Source organism: Halorubrum yunnanense (genome assembly GCF_026586675.1).
Taxonomy (GTDB): Archaea; Halobacteriota; Halobacteria; order Halobacteriales; family Haloferacaceae; genus Halorubrum; species Halorubrum yunnanense.
This window is the reverse complement of the sequence record NZ_JAODIX010000039.1, coordinates 3,919-24,081: the sequence shown is the minus strand read 5'-3', so window position 1 is coordinate 24,081 and position 20,163 is coordinate 3,919. Positions and strand designations below refer to the sequence as shown.

Below are 20,163 nucleotides of genomic sequence, written 5' to 3'. Positions count from 1 at the left end.
ACCTCGATTTCGCACTGTAACTGCCTGAGGCTCGTGTTAAACCGCAAAAACGCGTAGATCGAGAACAACCATTTTCGGAGTGCGATCTTCGAATGAGCGAAGATCGTGCCGGTCTTATCGTTGAACGTGCGGTCGCAATCCTTACACAGATACCGCTGAAACTGCCGATAGCTGCCGTTTCTGATTGTTCGGTCAGAACGGCAGCGAGGACAGGAAACACCGTCACGCCAGCGAACCTGTTGGAGCAGGTCCGCTGCGACCGATTCCGACCCAAACACATCCAGCGGAATCATTCGTGTCGGACACCGCTGACGCGGTGTCCTTGTCCTCTTCGACTCCACAGCAGCAGCTCAGCAGTATCAACAATCTCCTACAGAAGAGCGTCGGCGCTATCAACTCGATAACGTCGAATTTCTCATCGATGACGCGGACTATCTTGGATCTGTTCTCGCTGAAGACGGCTATCGATTTCAAATCATTCAGCATGGAAATCGGAACGCCATTGAACGTGTCTTTTGGGAAATAGAACGACGAACATCATCGTTTGCGAATAGTTTTAGCAATGTCGCGTTAGAGACAGCTCAAAACTGGCTCGAAGCCTTTGCCGTCTACCACAATTCACGTCAAACTTAACGCGAGGACTGTCGCGGGACTCGTCCTACTCCGCGTCCGGCTGCTGGCCGTAGCTCTCGAACCGCGCCTCGACGGTCGCCAGCTGGTCGTCGGTGAGGAGGTTCGGCTCACCGGTCGCCGACGCCCGGAGGTAGAGCCGGCAGAGGTCCTCGACGTGGCGGGTGTTCTCGACCGCGGTCTCCAGGTCCGGCCCGGTCACCACGAGCCCGTGGTTCGCGAGGATCGCCGCGTCGGCGTCGGCCTCGGCCATCGCGGCGACGACGTTCGCGGCGAGCTCCTCGGTGCCGTACGGCGCGTAGTCGGCGAGCGGGACCTCCCGACCCACCGAGACGATCATGTAGTGGACGGGCGGCAGCCTCCGGCCCAGCGTCGCCATCGTCGTCGCCCACGGCGAGTGGGTGTGGACGATCGCGCCCGGCCGGTTGTGCTTATAAATACCCGTATGCATCGGCACCTCGCTCGACGGCGCCATCCGGCCCGCCAAGCGCTCGCCGTCGAGGTCGACGAGCGGCACGTCGTCGACGCCGAAGGAGTCGTACGGGACGCCCGTCGGCGTCACGGCGACCGCGTCGCCGTCGCGGACGCTGAGGTTCCCGGTCCGGCCGGGAGTCAGGCCGGCGAGCGCCGGGGCGTACTCGACGACCGCCTCGCGGGCCTCGCGGAGCAGGTCCGGGTCGGAGTCCGTCGCGTCCCGACTCACAGCGCCACCTCGGTCAGGTCGGCGAAAGCGGCCGGCCGGTAGTCCGGGCGCTGCCGCTCCGGGAGCCCGTCGTCGTTCGGCGCGTCGGCGTCGGCGGCGAACAGCGCGGTGTCCATTCCGACCGCGCTCGCGCCGGCGACGTCGGACTCGGCGTTATCGCCAACCATCAGCGCCTCGCTCGGCCGGCAGTCGAACGCCGCGAGGGCGGTCGCGAAGGGGAGCGCGCTCGGCTTCTCGCGGCCGACCTCCTCGGAGGTGACGAGCCGGTCGACCCGGTCGTCGACCCCGAGCCGGGCGAGCTTGCGCAGCTGGACGCGAGTCGTGAGATTTGTCACAACCGCGACGTCGGTCCCCGCCGCCGCGAGCGCGTCGAGGACCGAGTCGACGCCGTCGCACAGCTCCATCTCGGTCGCGTACCCTTCCCAGTAGGCGTCGCCGAGCGCGAGCGCGGTCGCGGCGTCGTGTTCGCCCGCGTGGCGCTGCAGCGCGCGCTTGAAGTAGATGTGGCGGTCGTGGGAGGCCGCGGTGCCGGCGGTCTCGCGCTTCGCCTCGCGCCGCGCGGTCGCGTACAGCTCGTCGAACGTCTCGCGGTCCATCTCGTGCCCGCGCTCGCGGAACGCCCCGAGCGCCGCTCGCTTCCCCGCCTCGTTGCAGGGCGGGTACGGGTACAGGGTGTTGTCGAGGTCGAAGCACACCGCCTCGTAGCTCATGCCCTCACTCCGCCGGGCGGCGACTTAAATATGGTTCGACGCGAGCGACCGGCCGCTCACTGCTCGTTCATCGCCTCGCTGGCGATGTTGCGCCCGCGGGAGTTGAGCGCCACCTCGCGGCGCACCCGCACCTCTTCGACGACCTCGAGCTCGACGAGCCGCTCGAACGTCTCCTCGACCGCGTCGACGTCCATCCCGAGGAACGACGGGATCTCGAACGGCGAGACGCCGGAGTACAGCGCCATCAACACCTCCCGATCGCGGCTGGAGAGGTCGACGTTCGTCGAGCTTCGCTGCTCGCCCTTCCGGAGCCACGCCTCGACGAACCGCATCCGGTTGGGGTGGCCCGCGACGTGCGTCTCGATGCTGGTGCCCTCGTCGTCGGTGTGAGACACCTCGATGACGGGCTTCTTCTCGCCGTTGACGGTGCGTTTGGCGGCGTCGAGGCCGCTGATGTCGTCGAGGTCGAACTCCACGAACGCGCCGCTCTCCAGCGCGGCGTTGAGCCCGTTCTCGTCGATCTTCACGCGGGCCTGCTCCCACTCGGTCTCCTGGACGACGCCGCCCTCGATCGCGGGGTGTTTGGCCGTCACCGTCCGCTGGTCGAGCAGCGCCCGGTAGACGTCCCGCTCGAACGACTCGTGGTCGGAGGCGGCGACCAACAGCACTTGGTCCCCGAGGTCGAAGCTCACGTAGTTGGAAACGCGCGCGACAGACTGGTTGGAGTCGTGGCGCCCGCCCAGCCCCCGGAGCTCCGAGAGGGGGATCGTGCGCTTCCCCTCGTTGCCGGCCAGGATCAGCCGCCGGTTCGAGAGGAGCACCCGGCCCGGCGTCCACGAGACGTCGCTCACTTTCCGCCCCTCGCGGACGGCGACCGCGAAGCGCCCCTGCGTGTCCGCGACCTTGTACTCGCCGCCGCCGTCGGACATCTACGGCCCCCCTGCCCGGAGCTTGGACACCGCCGAGAACACTCGCTGCCGGACCGCGGAGCTCTCGTCGTCGGTGAGGCCCTCGAGCCGGTTTAGCGTCTCCTGCCCCCCGACCTGACCGAGGACGAACACCGCCTTCGCCCGGGCGTCCTCCGGGTGTTCCGTGCCGATCCGGTCGAGCAGGCGGTCCTCGACGATCGGTCCGCCGAGGCTCTTGAGGCTCGTGGCCGCGAACTGTGCGGTCTGCGCGTCCTCGTCGGCGAGCGCGTCCGCGAGGGCTTCGACGGCGATCGCCGACTCCGGCTCCGCGACGCGGCCGAGGATCCACGCCGCGTTCCGTCGTTGGCGGCTCTGCTGGCCGTCAGTGAGGATCTCGACGAGCGGTTCAACGACCGTGGCGTCGTCGGCCGACTTCAGCTCGGAGACGACGCGGTCGCGGACCGCGTGACTCTGCTCGGTCGGCACGTTCGACAGCAGCTCGATGACCGAGTACACCGCGGCGTTGCGGACGACCGCGCTCTCATCGCCGAGCGCCCGCGCCAGCGGCTCGACCGGCTCGGGGTTGTTCGCCTTCCCGAGCGCGCCGGCGGCGATCCGCCGGAGCGATTCGTCTCCATCGTCGAGGAGGTCGAGCAGCGGCGAGAGCGCCTGGTCCGTCCCGACGTTCCCGAGCGCGTTCGCCGCGGCTCTCCTGACCCGCGGATCCTCGTCGTCCAGGCGCTCCGTCAGCGCCGGGACCGAGCGCTGGTCCGCGAACGTCCCGCAGGCCTGACAGGCGCGCAGCCTGACCCGGGAGTCCTCGTCGTCGAGCGCCTCGACGAGGTGTTGGAGGCCGCTCGCGTCGTCGAGCCCGCCGAGCGCGTTCGCGGCCGCCATCCGGAGCTCCGGGCGGTCGGCCTTGAGAGCGCGCGCGAACTTGCGGGCGGTGACCCACTCGGCCTCGGAGCCGCTGGTGCCTGTGAGTTCCTCGAGCAGCCGTTCGAGCGCCTCCTGTCCGAGCTCGTCGAGCGCGTCGACGGCGGCGCCCCGGACCTCGGCGTCGTCGTCACTCGTCGCCGCCCGGAGGAGCCCATCGACCGTCGGCTGGTTGTCGACGTCGCCGACCTCGCCGAGGAACTCGGCCGCCCGTCGGCGGACCGCGGCGCTGTCGCTGCCCAGCGCGTCCCTGAGCCGCTCCGCGTTCTCCTCCCGGGCGTACTGATACAGCGACATCAGACCCTCCCGAACACCCGCCGACGCTTGTCAATCGGCTCGTACCTGTCCGACCGGCCCGGCGGGACGCTCTCGGTCATGCCGAGCACGAGCACCCCGTCGTCGGCGAGCGACGCCTCGAGCGTGTCGAACAGCGCCCCCTTGTGGTCGACGTCGATGTAGATCAGCAGGTTGCGACACAACACGACGTCGAAGGGGTCGCGCGCGCCGTCGCGGATCAGGTCGTGCGTCTCAAAATCGACGAGCCGCTGGACCGTCGGGCGCACCTGAAACGTGTCGTCGTCGCGCTCGACGTAGCGGTCGGGGTCCGAGAGCGGCTCCAGCTCCCCCGCGATGTCCGTGGTCCGCGTCGTGTGATAGACGCCCTCACGGGCGTTTTCGAGCGCCTCCTCGCTGATATCGGAGCCGAGCACCTCGACCCGCGACTCGTCGATCTCGGGGTCGTCGTGGGCCAACATCGCGATCGAGTACGGCTCTCGACCGTCCGCGGAGGGCGCCGACCAGACGCGGACCCGCCGCTGCTCGCTCGTCCGCTCGCGGAGCACGTCGCGGAGCACCTCCCACATCTCGGGGTTGCGGAAGAACTCCGTCACGTTGATCGTGAGCGCGTCCATCAGCGCTTGGCGCTCCTCCTCGTCTTCGCGGAGAAGCCGTTCGTACTCCCCGTGCGACTCGGTGTCGCGCCGGCGCATCCGCGCCGTGATCCGGCGGTCGAGGTACGACTCGTTGTAGTAGCCGGGCTCGAATGGGACGGTGTCGTCGATCTGCCGGAGGACGCCCTCGAAGGGGGTCTCGCTCTCGCCGCTCATAGGCTCACCACGTCGAGCACGGCCACGACGTCGCCGTCGCCGAGGACCGCCGTGCCGCTGAGTCCCGGCGTCCCCGACAGCGGGCCGTCGAGCGGTTTCACCACCACTTCCTCCTGGTCGAGCACCGCGTCGCAGTGGAGCGCGACCTGCCGCGTCTCCTCGCGGATCCGAACGAGCATCCCCTCGTCGGTGACGCCGCCGTCGGTCGTGGCGGAGGCGGTCCCGCCGTCGCCGGGGGCCTCGTCGGGCCCATCGACTCCGACGCCCGACCCGGCAGCCGCGGCGCCGCTGTCGGCGAGGCGCTCGTTCAGCCGGATCACCGGGTATAGGTCGTCCTCGTGGCGGACGATCTCGTCGCCGTGGACCTCCTCGACGTCGTCGGCGCGGGCGACCTCGGCGATCGACTTTATCGGGATCCCGTACTCCGTGCCGCCGACGTCGACGAACATCACCTTCACGATGGCGACGGTGACCGGGAGCCGGAACCGGACGGTCGTCCCCTCGCCGGGCTCGCTCTCGACGCCGACGGAGCCGTCGAGGTCCCGGGCGGTCGTCCGGACGACGTCCATGCCGACGCCGCGCCCGGAGACGTCGGTGACCTCCTCCGCGGTGGAGAACCCGGGGTGGAAGACGAGGTCGTACGCCTCGTCGTCCTCCATCGCCTCGACCGCCTCGCGGCTCTTGACGCCCTCGTCGACCGCCTTCTCGCGGAGCTGGTCCGGGTCGAGCCCGCCCCCGTCGTCGGCGACCTCGATGATCACGTGGTCGCGCTCGCGCTCGGCCGTGAGCTTCACGTGGCCGGTCGGGTCCTTGCCGGCGGCCTCGCGCTCCTCGGGGGGCTCGATCCCGTGGTCGACCGCGTTCCGCAGGACGTGGACGAGTGGGTCGCGCATCTCCGTGAGGATCGTCCGGTCGAGCTCGACGTCGTCGCCCTCGATCTCGAAGTCGATCCGCTTGTCGAGGTCCCGCGAGATGTCGCGGACGAGCCGCGGGAACGAGTCCGACACCTGCGAGAACGGGATGAGACGCATGTCCATCGCGGTGTCCTGCAGGCTGGACGCGAGCTTGTCGAGCTCGTCGAGCGTGTCCGACTCGGCGTCCGCCGCCTCCAGCTCTCGCCGGAGCTTGATCCGGCTCGTCACCAGCTGCTCGACGAGCCCGTACAGCTCGTCGACCTGGTCGACGTCGACCCGGATCGACTTGATCTCGTCGCGGTCGCCCTTGCTCGACTCGTCGTCCGAGTCGGATCCCGCCGACTCGTCTCCCGAGGGGCCCTCGCCGTCCGAGTCGGCCTCGGCGGGCTTCTCCTCGGAGGCGTCCCCGACTGCCTCCGGGTCGGCGGGCTCGAACTCTTCGTCAGGAGCCGTCGGTTCGTCCGCTTCGTCCGCGGCGTCGGTGGCGGCGGCGTCCGCGTCGGCAGCGGCGTCCGTCTCGTTCGCGGCGGCGCCGCTCGCATCGGTAGCGTCCGCCCCGGCGACGTCCGTCTCGTCGGCGGCGTCCGCGCTATCGCCGTCGTCCCCGTCGCCGCCGACGACCGCCGTCGCGACCGACTCGACCTGCGTCAGCGCGCCGAGCCCCTCGGCGACCACGCCGGGGTCGGCGCCGGCGACGAAGGCGTCGAACCCCGCATCGTACTCGCCGTCCTCCAGCGCCTCCGGGTCCGGCTCGGTCACGTGGCCGTCGAACTGCTCGTCGAGCGCCTGCAGGACGAGCGCCGCGTCGACGCCGGCCATCGACGTCTCGCCGACCGTCACGTCCGCGTACACGACGGGGCCGTCGAGGTCCCCGGCGGCCGCGGGGAGGTCGGGGACGGAGACGTCGGGGGCGTCGTCGGCGTCCCCCGCGTCGTCGCTCCCGGCGCCCTCGTCTTCGGCGTCGTCGCCGTTGTCGCTGCCCGCGTCGCCGTCGTCGGCCGAGCCGTCCGCCACCGAGTCGCCGCCGACGGTCCCGTGTTCCTCCATCTCGCGGAGGCGGCCCTCTAGGTCGGAGGGATCGGTCGACACGTCGCCCGTGTCGGCGATCTCCTCGACCATCGCCTCGACGGTGTCGACGCCCTCGAAGAGGAGGTCCATCAGCTCGGGCGTCACCTCGCGGTCGCCCTGTCGGACCGCGTCGAGCAGGTCCTCCATGGCGTGTCCGAAGTCGGAGACGTCCTCGTACCCCATCGCCGCGGCGTTCCCCTTCAGCGTGTGGGCGACGCGGAACACGTCGTCCATCGCCTCCGCGTCCTCGGGGTCGGCCTCGAGGGCGAGCAGCGCGTTGTTGAGGTCGGTGATGCCGTCCTCCGCCTCGGCGACGAACGCGGCGCGGTGGGAGTCCATCAGGCCTCACCCCCCACGATCGCGCCGGCGACCTCGTCGAGGTCGCACACCTCGCCGACGCCGCCCGTCTCGACCGCGCGCTTCGGCATCCCGTAGATGACGCAGGTGTCCTCGCTCTGCGCGATCGTCCGCGCGCCGGCGTCCGCCATCGCCCGGATCCCCTCGGCGGCGTCGGCCCCCATCCCGGTCAGCACGACGCCGACGAGCGGGTCGTCGACGACCGCGGCCGCCGAGCGCATCGTCACGTCGGCGGCCGGGGTGACCGACTGCGAGTCGTCCTCGTCGAGCTTGAGGCGGAGGCGACCCGACCGATAGCCGTCGATTCGGGTGTGGCTCCCGCCGCGGGCGACGATCGCCTCGCCGGACCCGACCCGGGCCCCGTCGCTCGCCTCGCGCACGTCGTACGCTGACGCCCCGTCGAGGCGGTCGGCGAACCGCGAGGTGAACGCCTCCGGCATGTGCTGGACGATGACGACCCGGCAGTCCGCCATCGGCAGCGCCGACATCACGCGCTCGACCGCGTTCGGACCGCCGGTCGACGCGCCGATAACGACCGTCAGCGGGCCGTCGACGTCGACCGTCGCGTCACCCGACGCGCCGGTCGGACCGACCGGGCCGCTCGGGCCGCTCGCGCTCGCCGCACCGCCGCGCTCGCGTCGGTCGCGGGTCGCGGCGTCGAGGTCGGCGTCCGCGACCGACCTGACCGCCTCGATGAGGCGGTCCGACTCGCGGGAGACCCCGGTGGACACCTCCCCGCCGGGCTTCGAGAAGAAGTCGACCGCGCCGCGTTCGAGCGCCTCGAACGTCACCTCTGCGCCCTCGGCCGTGTGCGCGGACAGCATCAGAACCGGCGTCGGCGTCTCGTCCATCAGCCGCTCGACGGCCTCTAACCCCCCCATTCCGGGCATCTCGACGTCCATCGTCACCACGTCCGGACGCGTTTCGGCGACCACCGACAGCGCCTCCGCGCCGTCACCGGCTTCGCCGACCACCGCCACTCCGGCGTCCGTCAGGAGATCGGCGATCAAGCCCCGCATGAACGGCGAGTCGTCGACGACGACCACCCGCACGGAGTCGTCCCGACCGCTCCGCCGATCCGTCGTCCTACTCATACACGAATCCGGGCCCAGAATCGTCATAAACCCACGGACCTAGTAATCACCCCTGATAATTCAGGGGACACGGTTATTGGACCCGTCGCCGCAGAGACGACCATGGCAGCCACCGAGACGGAGGCCGAACCCACGAAGGTGCTGGAGTTCGGACTGGGAGACGGGACGTACTGTCTGGACATCGGCGTCATCGACGAGATCGTCGACGCGGGCGAGCTCACGCGCATCCCCAACTCGCCGGCCCACGTCGAGGGCGTAATGGACCTGCGCGGCCGGACGACCACGATCGTCGACCCGAAGACCCTGTTCGATATCGGGGAAGAGGGCCCGCGGGAGCGCATCGTCGTGTTCGACGACGACGAGATCGACGAGGGCGGCACCGTCGGCTGGATGGTCGACGAGGTGTTCCAGGTCCGCGACGTCGCGCCCGAGGACGTCGACCAGGGAACGACCGTGGACGACGAGGGACTCCGTGGGATCGTGAAGTCCGACGGCCGCTTCGTCGTCTGGGTTTCGCCCGACGTGGAGGACTTCGACGTCGGCGACGTGACTCCCGAGGACGCCGAGCCGTAACCCGGGGCGCCGGGCGATATCCCTGACCGCACGGCGACATGAGCCGACCGTTCTCACCCCTGAGAAACGGGAGCCAACCCTTATGCGGCGACCGGCGAGTGACTTCGTATGCGCGCCACAAGCGGCGTTCCCGGGTTCGACGACCTCGTGGACGGCGGCTTCCCGGAGAACCGCCTGTACGTTGTCAGCGGCCCTCCCGGCAGCGGAAAAACCACGTTCTGCTCGCAGTTCGCCGCGCAGGGCGCCCGCAACGGTGAGGACGTGTTGTACATCAGCATGCACGAGACCAAAGAGGGGATCCGCCGCGACATGAGCGGGTACGACTTCGGGTTCGACCGGGCGCTCGACACGGACCGGGTCACCTTCCTCGACTCCTTTTCCTCGGACGGCCGCCGATTCTTCGGCCTCCCGGGCGAGCGCCGGGACCACTCCGGGGTGACGAACCGGCTCACCGGGTTCATCAACTCCCGCGACATCGACCGCGTCGTCTTCGACTCGACGATGCTGTTGCGGTTCCTCCTCGACGACGACGAGGACACGATGATCCAGCTGCTCTCCTCGCTGAAGCGGACCGACGCGACGACGCTGCTCATCTCCGAGATGACCGACCCGAGCGCCTACTCCGAGGAGCACTACCTCGCCCACGGCGTCGTCTTCATGCACAACTACCTCGAGGACGACGGGATGCAGCGCGGGATCCAGGTGCTGAAGATGCGCGGGACCGACGTCGACACCGACATCCAGGACATCGAGTTCACGGACGGCGGGCTCCGCGTCGGATCGGCCGCGACGGTGACCCACTGATGTACGAGCAGACCTTCGGCACGGAGTGGGACGAGCTCACGCGCGAGGAGGCAGTCCGGCGGGCGTTCGCGCTCGGTGTCGCCGAGGGGGTGGGTAACAGGCGCCCCGCGGAGCTCGAGCGCGTGATGGAAGCGTTTCCGAGCGCGTACGACCGGAGCCTCGTCGAGCTGGCGTACGACGAGGGACGGACGAAGGCGCTCGCCGCCGCCGACGAGACGGACGACCCGAGAGAGGTGTGGACGGAGCTCGTCGACGGGGACGGTGCCCCGCGCGAGCCGCCGGTCCGGGCCGCGCTGCCCGGAGCGATAACGGATCTGACACTGACGCGACCCCCCCGGGAGGGTCCCCCGTCGTCGCTCGACCTCCCCTCAATGCTTCGGAAGTGATCCCTCGGAAGGGTTTTACCCGATACCCCCTCAACCCAGACACATGACCGTGCTTCCCGACGCTGTCCGCGACGCCGACAGCGTGCTCGTCAGCGGCCCTCCGATGAGCGGGAAGTACGACCTGTTCAACCGGATGCTCGCCGAGTGGACCGACGAGCCGGTCGTCATCTCCACCGGTCGCACCGCGGAGAAGGTCCGTGGCGACTACGAGACCATCACGGGACGCGACGGCGAGGAGCTGACCGTCGTCGACTGCGTCACCCACGAGCAGGGCGACAAGCGCGACGACACGCCGACGACGAAGTACGTCGCCAGCGCCGGGAACCTCACCGACATCGGGATCAAGTTCACCGACGTCGTCGAGTCCTCGGCCGGCCGCGACCGCGCGGTCGGTCTCTACTCGCTCTCCCAGCTGCTGATGTACTGGGACCCCGAGCGCATCTACCGGTTCACCCGCGTCATGACCTCGCAGACGTCCGGCGAGGGGTGGCCCTTCGTCGGCGTCGTCAACTCGACCGCCCACGACGAGCAGGTGGTGCACACCCTCCACGAGCCGTTCGACGTCGTCGTCGAGACGCGAGTCGAGGCCGACGACCGCGAGTTCCGCGTCCGCGGACGAGTCGGCGGCCCCTCGGAGTGGACCCAGTTCTAGCCGAACGGAGCGTCTCTGGCTCTGTTGAAATGCTCATCGAGCGAGGTATTCGGCCACTGTCGCGGTCAATACAGGAACAGCGGTGTCGATAGCGGGAGTGGGTGTTGCAGATCGGCGGTGGTGATACGATATTTAAATACTGCTGAGCGATGGCGACGATTACTTATCAATGACGATGCGGTGGCGCGTGCCTCCGAGCGCCCTTCGGGCGCGAGGAGCACGCGCGAGGGAGTCGGTGGTCCGGAGCGAAGCGGAGGGCCACCGACGAGGTTGGGGAGGCGTGAGGCTGTGCGGTGCGGTGCGGGGTGGGACTCAAAGGGGCAGTTGCGAGGACGGCGCAGGCGATGTAACCACTGCAGGGAGCGAGCAGCGCGAGCGACCGAAGCGCGCAGCGAGCGTGCGTCGTCCTCGAAGCTGGGGCTTTGAAGATGTTCACCACAAAGCCGTCGCTCACTTATAAACAGCCGACAGCAACACCGCTTGTTCACTTATAAACAACCGATCAACCGCATTGACACACCCACTCCCGCAATCGATCAAGAGGCAGTCTGGGCCAACTATCGCATTCAGACGAGAGTATCTGAACAGGAGGGTTTCGACAGAGCTGCGTGTTTCCTACCCGATCAGCTCGAACCGCGCCCCGAGCGGCGGCGCGTCGACGATGCCCCAGTAGACGAACCGGTACGTCCCGGGGCCGAGCGGCGGGCAGACGGACAGGTCGAGACCGGGCACCGCCGACGCGATCGACGTCTCCTCGAGATCGATCGACCAGCTGTACGCCCCGGTCGAATCGAGCGTCTCCTCGGATCGGGGGAGTTCGACGGTCTCGCCCGTCGTCGAGCCGCGGACGTCGAGCCACCCCGACGCGGTCTCCCGCTGGATCGAGTAGGCGTGTCGCCCGAGTGCGGTCGCGGGCTCGTCGCCGGTGTTTCGCAACACGAGGCGGAGCGCCTGGCCGTACGTCTCCGAGTTCCCCTCCGCGGACAGCTCGAACGTCGTCTCGCCGGTCTCGACGAGAGTTCCCTCGACGTCGCCGTCGAAGGGCGGCGCGAGCCGAACGAACTCCCCGTCCCCGCAGGAGAGCGTCTCCGGGATTCCCTCGGGACCCTGCGGACCGTCGCCGGCGGCGAAGTCGAGGCAGCCGGCGACGCCGATCGATCCCGCGGCGGTGAGCGTCGCCCCGGTCCGCGCCAACAGATCGCGTCGCGTGCGCTCCATGCGAACCGTAGGGACGGGACCGGTTTCAAGGGCACGCGTCGGACCGGCCCTCTCGCTTCTCCCCGCTTCCCCTCCCCGCCCCGCGTTCGGAACCGCTTTCCCGTCGGCCGGCGCATGGCCCTCCATGGAGCTGTTCGGATCCAGCGGCATCCGCGGGGTCGCGCTGCGGTACCTCACGCCGGAGCTGGTCCTCGAGATCGCGAAGGCGGCCGGATCGGTGTGGGACGCCGACCGGGTCGCCGTCGCCCGCGACACCCGTACCACCGGCGAGCTGTTCGCCAACGCCGCCGCGAGCGGGCTGGCCGCGGTCGGCTGCGACGTCGACCGACTCGGCGTCGTCCCGACGCCCGCCGTCGGCAACTACTGCGAGTCGGCCGGGATCCCCGCCGTGCTCGTCACCGCCTCGCACAACCCCCCGGAGTTCAACGGGATCAAGCTCGTCGGCGACGACGGCGTCGAGCTCTCGGTCGACGTCTTAGAGCGCGTCGAGCGCCGCGTCCTCGACGACGACTACGAGCTCGCGGACTGGCGGACCGCGGGCGCGACGACCGCCGTCGACGGCGCCGTCGACGACTACGCGGACCAGTTGCTCGACGCGGTCGACCGCGAGGCGATCGCTGACGCCGACCTGACGGTCGCGGTCGACCCGGGCCACGGCACGGCGTCGGTGCCGTCGCCGCGGATCTACCGCGAGCTGGGCTGTGACGTGCTGACGGTGAACGCGACGCCGGACGGTCACTTCCCCGGCCGCGACTCGGAGCCAGTCCCGGAGAACCTCGCGGCGCTCTCCCGGCTCGTCGCGACCTCCGACGCGGACGTGGGGATCGCCCACGACGGCGACGCGGACCGCGCCGTCTTCGTCGACGAGGACGGCGGCTTCGTCGACGGCGACACCTCCTTCGCGGTGATGGCCGACGCCTGCTTGGAGCCGGGTGACGCCGTCGTCAGCGCGGTGAACGTCTCACAGCGGCTCGTCGACGTCTGCGACGCGAACGACGCCGACTTGGAGCTGACGCCCATCGGCGCGACCAACATCATCACCCGGACGCGCGAGCTCCACGAGGAAGGAGTCAACGTCCCGATCGCCGGCGAGGGGAACGGCGGGGTGTTCTTCCCCCCGTACCGGCTCTCCCGGGACGGCGCGTACATCGGCGCGCGCTTCCTCGAGCTGCTCGCGGCCGCCGGCGACCCGGTCAGCGAGGTCGTCGCGCCGTACGCCGACTACCACTTCGTGCGCCGGAACGTCGAGTACGTCGACGGCGACGAGCGCGACGAGATGCTCTCGGCGGCGCGGGCGTACGTGGAGACCGCCGACGCGGTGCCGAACACCACGGACGGCTACCGGCTCGACTACGGCGACGCGTGGGTCCTGGTGCGCCCCTCGGGCACTGAACCGAAGATCCGGATCTACGCCGAGTCAGCCAATGCCGACCGCGCCGAGCAGCTCGCGACGGACATGCTCGTCGCCGTCGAGAGCGGGCGATAACAGCGGCTATTTATAACTGAACTGCGGTGGCGCGTGCCGGTGAGCGGCCCGGAGGGCGGCGAACCGCACGCGCGAGGGAGTCAGCCGTCCGGAGCGAAGCGGAGGACGGCTGACGAGGCTGGGGAGGCGTGAGGTGCGGTTGCGGTGCGGTCGGGGTGGGACTCAAAGGGGCAGCCACGCTCGGCGAACCCCAGCGACGCAAGGACCGCAGGGAGTGAGCGGAGGGAACGACTGAGGACCGCAGCGAGCTGTGGGAGTCGAGCGTGGCCGTGGCTTTGGCGGTGTCCATCGTCGATCTGCAGTCATCGACGTAGAAGCGAGCGGCTGGTGATTCAACTCTCACTACAGAAACGACCTCTGATCGCTCTCAGTCGAGCGCCGCGAGCGCCTCGGCCGCCTCGCGGGCGGCCTGCAGGTGGTCCTGCGCCCGCCGAGGGTCGTCCGTCTCCTCGGCCGCGGCGGCGAACCGGTTCAGCGTCCGCGCCAGCGACGCCCGGGCGTCAGCGACGCTCTCGGAGCCGGCGGGCGGGGTCGCCGCGGTCGGGTCCTCGGCCGCGCCCGGGGTCGCCGCGGTCGGGTCCTCGGCTGCGCCCGGGGTCGCGACGCCGGTCGACGGCTCGGACGCTCCGGCGGCCGGCTCGGGAGTCGCCCCTGCCGAGCTCGGATCGGCTCCCCCCGCCCCGGCCGTCCCGTTCTCGTCGGCCGCGGGGGGAGACTCTCCGGCGGCCGGCGTCGTCGCCGATCCGCCGGCCGTCGCCGAACCGCCGGCGCTGCCCGACCCCTGCCCCGCCGCTCCGGGACCCCCGCCGGCCTCGGCGTCCCCGGCGTCGACCGTGTGGCAGGTCGGACAGAACTCCTGGCCGTCCTTCCGGAAGATCGGGTCGCCGCAGTCGTCGCAGTGGCGGTTCGTCATCGTCGCCCCCTGTAAGAGGAGCTCGGACATCCGCTGAGTGTGTTCGCGCTCCGCCTCGTCGCCCGCGAGCTTCTCGCGGAGCTTCTCCCGTTCGGCCTCCTTGTCGAACCCGTCGCTCATGGGCGGACGAACGTGGTTGACGCGCAAAAGTCCCGCGGGCTCGGGACGGAGGGGCGGGGGCCCCGTCGCGGCGCTACTCCTCGGTGATCGTGCGGTCGTCGGGGTCGAGCTCGTCGCGGTGGATCTTCGAGCCGTCCTGCGCCACCTGCCGGCCGAGCACCGCGCACTTCACGCGCATCGGGGAGATGTCGACGCCGAGCATCTCAGTGACGTCGTCGGTGTCCATCTCGTGGAGCTCCTCGACGGCCATCCCGTGGAGCCGCTCCGAGAGCATGCTCGCGGAGGCCATCGAGATGGCGCAGCCGTCGCCGTTGAACCGCACCGACTCGATCGTCTCGCCCGCCTCGTCGAGGCCGACGTCCATCTGGATCGTGTCGCCGCAGGAGGGATTCTCGCCGACGTGCGTGAAGTCCGGCTCCTCGAGTTCCCCGTAGTTGCGCGGGTTCTTGTAGTGGTCGAGGATCTGCTGCCGGTACATGTCCGAGCCCAGTCCCATATCGATTTCAGGTAGGCCGGTGCGAGTAAAAAGGGTTCCGTCGGTCCGGGAACCCGAGCGCCTCGCCGGCCTACGCGAACAGGTCGCGCGCCTCGCCGACGGCCTCGACGAGGGCGTCGATCTCCTCGATGGTGTTGTAGAGGTAGAAGGAGGCGCGCGCGGTGGCGGCGACCCCCATCTCGTCGTGGAGCGGCTGCGTGCAGTGGTCGCCCGCGCGGACCGCGATCCCGTAGTCGTTGAGGATGCTGGAGAGGTCGTGCGCGTGAACGCCCTCGACGTTGAACGCGACGAGCCCGCCGCGGTCGTCTCCGGGAGGCCCGTAGATCTCCACGCCGCCGAGCGCCGTCAGCTCGTCGTGGGCGTACTCCGCGAGCAGATCCTCGTGGGCCTCGACGCGGTCCATCCCGATCTCCTCCAGGTACTCGATCGCCGCCGCGAAGCCGATCCCTTGCGCGATCGAGGGGGTGCCGGCCTCGAACTTCCACGGGAGGTCCTCCCACGTGGAGTCCTCGAAGGAGACGCGCCGGATCATGTCGCCGCCGTAGAGGTACGGCTGCATGGAGTCGAGGATCTCCTCGCGGCCGTACAGGGCGCCGATCCCGGTCGGACCGCACATCTTGTGCGCGGAGAAGGCGAAGAAGTCGACGCCGAGCTCCTTCACGTCGACGGCGCGGTTCGGCACCGACTGCGCGCCGTCGGCGAAGACGTACGCGTCGTGGTCGTGCGCGAGGTCGGCCAGCTCGCCGATCGGGTTGATCGTGCCGAGCGTGTTCGAGACGTGGACGACCGACACCATCTGCGTGTCGTCGTCGATGAGGTCCGCGGCGTCGTCCATGTCGAGCCGGCCCTCGTCGGTCACGTCGACGAAGCGCACGTCGGCGCCGGTCCGCTTGCCGATCTGCTGCCAGGTGACGAGCGAGGCGTGGTGCTCCATCTCGGTGAGGACGACGTTGTCGCCCGGCCCGAGCTCCTCGAGGCCCCAGGCGTACGCGACGAGGTTCATCGCCTCCGTCGTGTTCTTCGTGAAGACGATCTCCTCGCGGCCCGCGGCGCCGACGAAGTCGGCGACGGTGTCGTGGGCCTCCTCGTACGCGACGGACGCCTCCTGGCTCAACTGGTGGATCCCGCGGTGGACGTTGGCGTTGTAGCTCCGGTAGTAGTCCGCGACCGTGTCGACGACCGGATCCGGCGTGTGCGAGGTCGCCGCGTTGTCGAGGTAGACGAGCGGCGTGTCGTCGCCCGGTCCCTCGCCGGGCGACTCCGGATCGCCGCCGACCTTCCGGTCGAGGACGGGGAAATCGGCCCGGAGCGCTTCCACGTCGAACGAGTACTGCTCCTGAACTCCCATTATCATGATCTGGGCCCCGAGCACTAACACATCTTCGGTTCGGTGGATGTTGCGGGTAGCTGCGAGCCGGACGTGTAGGTATGAACAGAGGGGGCCGGGCCGGTAAACGGGTCGGGCGGCTCGGTCGATCGTTTATAAATGGTTGATTTGAGATCACCGGTGAACACCTCCAAAGCCCCAGCCGACGAGGACGGCGCACGCTCGCTGCGCGCTTCGGTCGCTCGCGCTGCTCGCTCCCTGCAGTGCTTACATCGCCTGCGCCGTCCTCGTCGGCTGCCCCTTTGAGTCCCACCCGACCGCACCGTAACCGCACCTCACACCTCCCCAGCCTCGCGGTTCGCGCTCTTCGAGCGCTCACCGCGTCCCTCGCGCGGTGCTCCTCGCGGGCCGATGGCCCGCTCGGAGGCACGCGCCACCGCGGATCTATTTATAAATACTCGCGCTTAGTCCGACTCCTCGATCGCCTGCGCGGCGGCGAGCACCTCGTCGTGGAGCGTCCCATTCGAGGCGACGAGCCCGGTCGAGTCGTGTCGCCAGCGGTTCCCCTCCAGGTCGGTGACGCGCCCGCCGGCCTGCCGGATCATGAAGACGCCGCCGACGGAGTCCCACGGGTTCGCCCGCAGGTTCGAGATGGTTCCCTCCAGCCCGCCCGCGGCGACGGTCGGGAGCGTGACCTGCGCGGCACCGAATCGGCGCATGTCGGCGAACCGCCGCACGATCGCCTCGCAGGCGTTGGCGTACTCGTCGCGGGCGTCGTGGTCCCACCACAGCGTGGGGTCGACGGCGGCCCGGTGTGGGTCGGCCACGTCGTTGACCGCGATCGGCTCGCCGTTGCGGTACGCGCCGTCGGCGTCGGCGGTGTAGGCGTCGCCGAGCGCGGGACAGACGGTGGCGGCCGCGACCGGCTCGCCGTCGACGACGGCTGCGACCGCAGTGCCCCACACGCGGATGTCGCGGACGTAGTTGTGCGTGCCGTCGATGGGATCGATGATCCACGCCGCGCCCTCCTCGGGGACGGTCTTGCGCTCGTCCTCCTCTTCGCCCACGACCGCGTCGTCCGGGAACGCCTCGCGGATCGACTCGATCACGGTGCGCTGGGCGGCGCGGTCGGCCTCCGTCACCACGTCGTCCTCGCCCTTGCTCTCGACGGCGATGTCGCTCCGGAAGTGGTCGTGCGCCACGCGGCCGCCCGCTCGGGCCGCGCGCTCGGCGACGGCCGCGCGCTCGTCTGCGTCGGTCATGGTCGTTGTCCGGGACCCCGCCGCGTATAAACGTCGATCCGCGGCCCGTCCGCGCCGGTTCCGCTCCGCCGCCCGGCTCCCCGGTCCGACCGCTCTCGGAGCGCGCTCACCGCGGAAGTATTAACTCAATTCCGAATCCGAGTATACTTAAGTGAGACGAGTGCGAGTGTGTGGGTATGGAACCCCAGGAAGCGGTTCGTCAGCTCGAATGTGCGATCGACGCCTCCCTCGACGAGACCGGACAGCGCGCGGCCGCCGGCTACCGCCCGACGTTCGAGCGCGTCGCCGAGCACGCCGATGGCTCCGCGGTGTACGACCTCGCCTGCGACCTCGCCGACGATGTCGTCTCCGGGGACTGCCCCAGTCCGGCCGAGGCGAACGCGACCGCCGACCGCGTCCTCAACGATCGGGCGTACACCGACGGCGGGGCGTAAGGTCCGCTGTTTCGACGGGCGCCGTCGACACCTCTCTTTTCGAACGCGACCGCTCGCACAGCCGCCGACCTCCTCCGGCAGGCCGCTCCCTTCTACAGCTCGGTCCGCTCACCGATCTCGGGCGCGCTTGCGTCGTACCCGTCCGCGCGGAGGTCCTCGGCGAACGCCTCGCAGCGGTCGCCGTGGTTCACCAGCACCCGCGCGCCTCGATACGAGTCCAAGAACGACTCCAACCCCTCGCGGTCGGCGTGCGCGGAGAAGTCGTACGACTCCACCCGCGCGCTGACGGGACGCACCTGTCCGTTTATCGCCAGCCGCCCGTGCTCCTGGAGCTCGCGTCCGGGCGTGCCCTCGACCTGATAGCCCGTCAGCGTCACCGCGTTCGTCGGGCTGCCGCGGATCTTCGGGAGATAGGAGTGGACCGGGCCGCCCGCGAGCATCCCCGAGGTGGTGATTATCAGCTCGTTGTCGCCGGCGATCCGCTCGCGCTGACCGTCGCGGCCGGTGACGAAGCGCGCGGCGCCCTTCGCCCGACGGAGCGCCTCGGGATCGCGCAGGAACTCGGGGGACTGCCGGACCAGCCGCGTCACCTCGGTCCCCATCCCGTCGACGTAGGGGGTGAGGTCGTTCGCGTCGGCGACGAGCATGAGCTCCTGCGTCCGCCCGATCGCGAACGCGGGCGCGACGACGGCCCCGCCCTCCCAGGTCGTCGTCTTCACGCTCTCGGCCCAGCGGTCCTCGACCGCCCGGCGGTCCTCGTGGCTCACGTCCGCGTACGTCGACTCGCAGATCACGGCGTCGGCGTCGGGCCGCGCCGTCGTCCCCGAGACGAGCCGCTGGTCGTCGGTGTGGAAGTCGCCGGTGTAGAGGAGGCGGGTGTCGGGGCCCTCGATCAGCACGTGCGCGGACCCCGGGATGTGGCCCGCGTCGAACAGCGTCACTTCGTAGTCGATTCCGCCGGCTTCGACGACGAACGGCTCCCCGTACGCGTGTCGCGCCTCGACCTCGCCGAGCCGCGCGACGTGTTCCTCCGAGAAGGGGCACAGCGGGCTGTTCCCGTGCAGCTTGAGCGTGTCGCGCGCCAGCGTCCGCGTCAGGTCCGCGGTGGGCGGCGTCCAGTGGATCGCGGGCCGCCGGTCGCCTTTTAAAAGCGCGGGCACGGCGCCGGCGTGGTCCAGGTGGCCGTGCGAGACCACGACCGCGTCGGGCTCGGGGTCGCGGACCGGGTACCGCGGGGGGTCGGCGGTCAGCAGGCCGTAGTCCAGGAGCAGCGCGTCGTCGACGAGGACGGCGCTCCGACCGACCTCGCGGGCGCCGCCGAGGAACTCGACCTCCATTGAAGGCCCGTAGCCGCCCGCGGCGTTAGTGCTCGTCGGTCCCGACCCCGTCGCCTCCGGCGTCGTCGGTCCGCCCGTTGAGCCGCGCCGCGACCGACCCGAGGACCGGCGCCGGCCCGAGGAGCCACACCCACGCCGCGAGCATGAGCGCCCCCGGCAGCTCCGGCAGCGCGAGGCCCGTCACCGGCCACCACCCCGCCAGGAACGTCGCCCAGACCGCGACGTGGACCGGGACGAACCCGAGCGCGGCCTTCCCGGTCGCCGTCCCGCGTCGGGCGAGCCCGTCGACCGCGAAGGCGACGGTGGCCAGCGCGTAGAAGCCGACCGCCGACGGGCCGTGGAGCGGTTCCGTGAGGTCGAAGGCGCCGACGCCCCCCATCGCGACCATCGCGAGCGCGAGGGCGGCAGCGCGGAGCGCGCCGGCTCGACCGCCGAGCGCGCGCCCGAGTTCGACCGCGTACCCCGCGCCGACGGCGCCCCCGAGAACCAGTCCCCAGTTGAAGGCGCGCGCGCTCGGCTCGCGGACCCCCAGATCCGAGAGCGCGTCGCCGGTCCACGAGAACGTCGGGTCGAGGAGGACGGCGAGAGCGATACCGCCGAGCGCGAGGAGCGTCGCCGCCGCGCCGAGAGCCCTCACTCGGCGGGTCGTCGAGGTATCCGCGGAGTCCGCGAGGGGGGCCGCACGCATCGACGGCCCTCAGTCGAGTCGCTCCGCGGCGTCCCGCTGTA

The 20,163-nt window shown here is 70.2% G+C and carries 20 protein-coding genes and 2 pseudogenes; 7 read left to right on the top strand and 15 right to left on the bottom strand.

The genetic code is table 11. The features are described 5' to 3' along the window. Nucleotides 1-293, bottom strand: a pseudogene (locus N5096_RS10220) (transposase); the annotation flags it as partial. Nucleotides 294-456: 163 nt separating this feature from the next. Between N5096_RS10220 and N5096_RS16345 the strand changes: the two are divergent. Beyond that, nucleotides 457-633: pseudogene (locus N5096_RS16345) on the top strand (IS6 family transposase); the annotation flags it as partial. A gap of 25 nt (nucleotides 634-658) precedes the next feature. Here the strand turns inward: N5096_RS16345 and N5096_RS10215 are convergent. From N5096_RS10215 to cheB, 7 genes are read right to left on the bottom strand one after another with little or no spacing between them, the layout of a single operon-like run. Continuing rightward, nucleotides 659-1,333 carry a ribulose-1-phosphate aldolase gene (locus N5096_RS10215; RefSeq protein ID WP_267664462.1) on the bottom strand — a complete coding sequence of 225 codons (675 nt, stop codon included), beginning with the start codon at nucleotides 1,331-1,333 and terminating at the stop codon, nucleotides 659-661. Then, the gene (locus N5096_RS10210) at nucleotides 1,330-2,043 is read right to left on the bottom strand and encodes a ribulose-1,5-bisphosphate 5-phosphatase (protein ID WP_267664460.1); all 714 of its coding nucleotides are present in this window, start codon (nucleotides 2,041-2,043) and stop codon (nucleotides 1,330-1,332) included. The genes N5096_RS10215 and N5096_RS10210 overlap by 4 nt, the downstream gene beginning before the upstream one ends. 56 nt (nucleotides 2,044-2,099) lie before the next feature. Further along, on the bottom strand, nucleotides 2,100-2,972 hold the full coding sequence (locus N5096_RS10205) for a CheF family chemotaxis protein (protein WP_267664458.1): 873 nt from the start codon (nucleotides 2,970-2,972) through the stop codon (nucleotides 2,100-2,102). Next, nucleotides 2,973-4,184 carry a HEAT repeat domain-containing protein gene (locus N5096_RS10200; protein WP_267664456.1) on the bottom strand — a complete coding sequence of 404 codons (1,212 nt, stop codon included), beginning with the start codon at nucleotides 4,182-4,184 and terminating at the stop codon, nucleotides 2,973-2,975. Next, nucleotides 4,184-4,993 (bottom strand): CheR family methyltransferase, encoded by an 810-nt coding sequence (locus tag N5096_RS10195; RefSeq protein ID WP_267664454.1) that lies wholly within the window; start codon nucleotides 4,991-4,993, stop codon nucleotides 4,184-4,186. Before N5096_RS10195 ends, N5096_RS10200 begins: the two co-directional genes overlap by 1 nt. Beyond that, nucleotides 4,990-7,314: a chemotaxis protein CheA gene (locus N5096_RS10190; RefSeq protein ID WP_267664452.1), complete on the bottom strand. Its 2,325-nt coding sequence runs from the start codon at nucleotides 7,312-7,314 to the stop codon at nucleotides 4,990-4,992. Before N5096_RS10190 ends, N5096_RS10195 begins: the two co-directional genes overlap by 4 nt. Continuing rightward, on the bottom strand, nucleotides 7,314-8,426 hold the full coding sequence (gene cheB, locus N5096_RS10185; protein WP_267664451.1) for a chemotaxis-specific protein-glutamate methyltransferase CheB: 1,113 nt from the start codon (nucleotides 8,424-8,426) through the stop codon (nucleotides 7,314-7,316). Before cheB ends, N5096_RS10190 begins: the two co-directional genes overlap by 1 nt. 102 nt (nucleotides 8,427-8,528) lie before the next feature. Here cheB and N5096_RS10180 point away from each other — a divergent pair, with 102 nt between their 5' ends. The 4 genes from N5096_RS10180 (at nucleotide 8,529) to N5096_RS10165 (ending at nucleotide 10,841) form a co-directional block, all read left to right on the top strand. Further along, the gene (locus N5096_RS10180; RefSeq protein ID WP_267664449.1) at nucleotides 8,529-8,999 is read left to right on the top strand and encodes a chemotaxis protein CheW; all 471 of its coding nucleotides are present in this window, start codon (nucleotides 8,529-8,531) and stop codon (nucleotides 8,997-8,999) included. A 108-nt stretch (nucleotides 9,000-9,107) separates the two neighbouring features. After that, on the top strand, nucleotides 9,108-9,803 hold the full coding sequence (locus N5096_RS10175; RefSeq protein WP_267664447.1) for an RAD55 family ATPase: 696 nt from the start codon (nucleotides 9,108-9,110) through the stop codon (nucleotides 9,801-9,803). Beyond that, nucleotides 9,803-10,189: a DUF8057 family protein gene (locus N5096_RS10170; RefSeq protein ID WP_267664445.1), complete on the top strand. Its 387-nt coding sequence runs from the start codon at nucleotides 9,803-9,805 to the stop codon at nucleotides 10,187-10,189. Before N5096_RS10175 ends, N5096_RS10170 begins: the two co-directional genes overlap by 1 nt. Nucleotides 10,190-10,232: 43 nt before the next feature. Further along, on the top strand, nucleotides 10,233-10,841 hold the full coding sequence (locus N5096_RS10165) for a DUF7504 family protein (RefSeq protein WP_267664444.1): 609 nt from the start codon (nucleotides 10,233-10,235) through the stop codon (nucleotides 10,839-10,841). Nucleotides 10,842-11,456: 615 nt separating this feature from the next. Here the strand turns inward: N5096_RS10165 and N5096_RS10160 are convergent. Then, nucleotides 11,457-12,059, bottom strand: a complete 603-nt coding sequence (locus N5096_RS10160; protein ID WP_267664443.1) for a hypothetical protein — start codon at nucleotides 12,057-12,059, stop codon at nucleotides 11,457-11,459. Nucleotides 12,060-12,183: 124 nt separating this feature from the next. Between N5096_RS10160 and glmM the strand changes: the two genes are divergently transcribed. After that, nucleotides 12,184-13,545: a phosphoglucosamine mutase gene (gene glmM / locus N5096_RS10155; RefSeq protein WP_267664442.1), complete on the top strand. Its 1,362-nt coding sequence runs from the start codon at nucleotides 12,184-12,186 to the stop codon at nucleotides 13,543-13,545. A gap of 367 nt (nucleotides 13,546-13,912) precedes the next feature. Here the strand turns inward: glmM and N5096_RS10150 are convergent, their stop codons facing one another. From N5096_RS10150 to N5096_RS10135, 4 genes are all read right to left on the bottom strand, one after another. Beyond that, nucleotides 13,913-14,578: an Sjogren's syndrome/scleroderma autoantigen 1 family protein gene (locus N5096_RS10150; RefSeq protein ID WP_267664440.1), complete on the bottom strand. Its 666-nt coding sequence runs from the start codon at nucleotides 14,576-14,578 to the stop codon at nucleotides 13,913-13,915. Nucleotides 14,579-14,651: 73 nt separating this feature from the next. Continuing rightward, nucleotides 14,652-15,074 (bottom strand): Fe-S cluster assembly sulfur transfer protein SufU, encoded by a 423-nt coding sequence (gene sufU, locus N5096_RS10145; RefSeq protein WP_267664438.1) that lies wholly within the window; start codon nucleotides 15,072-15,074, stop codon nucleotides 14,652-14,654. 70 nt (nucleotides 15,075-15,144) lie between these two features. Continuing rightward, a complete protein-coding gene (locus tag N5096_RS10140) occupies nucleotides 15,145-16,422 on the bottom strand; it encodes an aminotransferase class V-fold PLP-dependent enzyme (RefSeq protein WP_267664437.1) in 1,278 nt (425 codons plus the stop codon). A gap of 443 nt (nucleotides 16,423-16,865) precedes the next feature. Continuing rightward, entirely contained in the window at nucleotides 16,866-17,663 is a 798-nt protein-coding gene (locus N5096_RS10135; protein WP_267664436.1) for an inositol monophosphatase family protein, read from the bottom strand. Nucleotides 17,664-17,839: 176 nt separating this feature from the next. Here N5096_RS10135 and N5096_RS10130 point away from each other — a divergent pair, with 176 nt between their 5' ends. Beyond that, nucleotides 17,840-18,097 (top strand): hypothetical protein, encoded by a 258-nt coding sequence (locus N5096_RS10130; protein WP_267664435.1) that lies wholly within the window; start codon nucleotides 17,840-17,842, stop codon nucleotides 18,095-18,097. Between the two features lie 92 nt (nucleotides 18,098-18,189). Here the strand turns inward: N5096_RS10130 and N5096_RS10125 are convergent, their stop codons facing one another. Both N5096_RS10125 and N5096_RS10120 read right to left on the bottom strand, forming a co-directional pair. Further along, nucleotides 18,190-19,434 carry an MBL fold metallo-hydrolase gene (locus N5096_RS10125; protein ID WP_267664434.1) on the bottom strand — a complete coding sequence of 415 codons (1,245 nt, stop codon included), beginning with the start codon at nucleotides 19,432-19,434 and terminating at the stop codon, nucleotides 18,190-18,192. A gap of 25 nt (nucleotides 19,435-19,459) precedes the next feature. Continuing rightward, a complete protein-coding gene (locus N5096_RS10120; RefSeq protein WP_267664433.1) occupies nucleotides 19,460-20,122 on the bottom strand; it encodes a DUF998 domain-containing protein in 663 nt (220 codons plus the stop codon). Nucleotides 20,123-20,163 lie beyond the last annotated feature (41 nt).